We start from the raw sequence: 1,803 nt of genomic DNA, 5'->3' as shown, positions 1-1,803 counted from the left end.
GGGGGGGGGCCGGGCGGGGGCCCGGGCCGTCCCGGGCCGCCCCTCGCGTCGCCGGCGCCGCACTAGGGCGCGTGGCCCTCCCGCGAGCCGAGGCCCTCGTCCTCGGCGTCCGTCCACAGCGCACGGTCGTACGGCGTGTCGGGGATGGGCACCCGTTCCTGCTTGGCCGGTTCCGGTGGGGCCGACGCGCGGAGCAGCGCGACGCTCTCCCGGAGGTGATCCGCATCGGTACGTACCCTGCGGATGTCCAGACTGTCGGTGCCGACGTGCTGTTCGAGTCGTCCGACGGACCGCACCAGGTCGTCGAGACTTCGCTGAACAGCCGTCAACTCATCGTGTACGGACATGACTTGTCCTCACTTCCGCGGTTGCGGACGGCGACACTCATGCGACAGCGAGTGTCGCGCGCCGCGCCCGCTGTTGGGAAGAGATCTGCCGGGATTCTGGGCGCACACCGGTCATATCGCGCCCCTCCCGCCCCAAGCCTAGCCCCGCGAACCGGCCCGATTCGGACGCGCTACGCCGCCCGGGTGGCGACTGATTTGGGCCATCTCGTACCCGGTCAAAGCGGGCTACGCCGGTCGGGTGGCCTTGACTTCGCACCCGCCGTGTCGGGGTGGTGGGCCGGTCGCGGTCGCCTTCAGTGAGTGGTCAGCCCATCCGATGAGCCGTGCAGCACCCGGAGGTACCAGCCATGCCCGTGGACGGCGTCACGAGGGGGCCGGTGGCCCGTACCCGCCGCTGTGTCGGCCTGTTCGCGGCCGGGGTGCTGCTGCCGCTGCCGGTGGTGGCCGGGTGCAGTTCGGGCGGGGACGAGGACGCGGCGGCGGCCCCCGCGGCCCACGACGTGGCGAGCGCCGCCCGCGCCGACCTGTCCGGCCGCGGCACGCTGCGCTGGGCGCTTGACGCCGCGCCCGCCACCCTCAACGCCTACCACGCCGACGCCGATGCCGGCACCGACCGGGTGGCCGGCGCCGTGCTGCCGCTGCTGTTCACGCTCGACCAGCAGGGCCGGCCGCAGCGCAACCCGGACTACCTGGAGTCCGCCGAGGTCATCGACCGCGAGCCGCGCCAGGTCGTCGGCTACCGGCTGAACCCCAAGGCGGTCTGGAGCAACGGCCGGGCGCTGGGAGTGGCCGACTTCCGTGCCCAGTGGCGGGCGCTGCGCGGCAAGGACGCCGCGTACCGGGCGGCCCGCAACACCGGGTACGAGCGCATCGAACGCATCGCGCCCGGCGAGGAACCCGGCGAGATCGAGGTCACCTTCCGGCGCCCGTACGCGGATTGGCGGGCCCTGTTCGCCCCGCTGTACCCGAAGGAGGCGATGGCCTCCCCGAGCGCCTTCAACGAGCGAAGCAAGCCCCAACTGCCGCTCACCGCAGGACCGTTCGTCTTCTCAGGCGGCAAGTCGCCGGCGGTGGCCGGGCCCACGGCGGGCAGCACGGGGGAGCGGTCCGGCCACGGCGAGCGGCGCGAGGGCCGCCCGGGGGAGCCGGAGGCGGACTCGGCGGAGAAGCCGGAAAAGCAGGCAGCGGACTCGGAGGGGGCGAACTCGGAGGGCGCCGAGAAGTCCGACGGCTCCGACAACTCCGAGAGGTCCGACGGCTCCGAGAAGGCCAAGGGCAAGGGCAAGGACAAGAGCAAGCGCAAGGGTGCGGTCCGTACGTCGATCACCCTGGTCCGCAATCCGCGCTGGTGGGGCGAGTCCGCGCGGCTCGACCAACTGGTGTTCAAGCCGGTGCCGCGGGCCGAGCGGGCCGCCGCGCTGATCGCCGGCCGGCTCGACGTGGCCGAGGTCGACGC

At 73.6% G+C, this 1,803-nt stretch carries 2 protein-coding genes; one reads left to right on the top strand and one right to left on the bottom strand.

Annotation, left to right across the window (positions count from 1 at the left end; translation table 11 throughout):
• Positions 1 to 62 precede the first annotated feature (62 nt).
• Positions 63 to 347 carry an Rv0250c family protein gene (locus AAHZ94_RS33575; protein WP_349997478.1) on the bottom strand — a complete coding sequence of 95 codons (285 nt, stop codon included), beginning with the start codon at positions 345 to 347 and terminating at the stop codon, positions 63 to 65.
• A 347-nt stretch (positions 348 to 694) separates the two neighbouring features.
• Here AAHZ94_RS33575 and AAHZ94_RS33570 point away from each other — a divergent pair.
• A partial coding sequence (locus tag AAHZ94_RS33570) for a periplasmic substrate-binding domain-containing protein (RefSeq protein ID WP_349997477.1) occupies positions 695 to 1,803 on the top strand: 1,109 nt, incomplete at its 3' end.

The sequence above is a fragment of the Streptomyces sp. HSW2009 genome (assembly GCF_040240285.1).
In the GTDB taxonomy this organism is placed as follows: domain Bacteria; phylum Actinomycetota; class Actinomycetes; order Streptomycetales; family Streptomycetaceae; genus Streptomyces.
The sequence above is the reverse complement of the archived record's forward strand: the minus strand, read 5'-3'. Positions and strand labels throughout refer to the sequence as shown.

Excerpts from the sequence above, each read along its gene's own strand:
- AAHZ94_RS33575 (WP_349997478.1), bottom strand. The coding sequence starts at position 347 with ATGTCCGTACACGATGAGTTGACGGCTGTTCAGCGAAGTCTCGACGAC.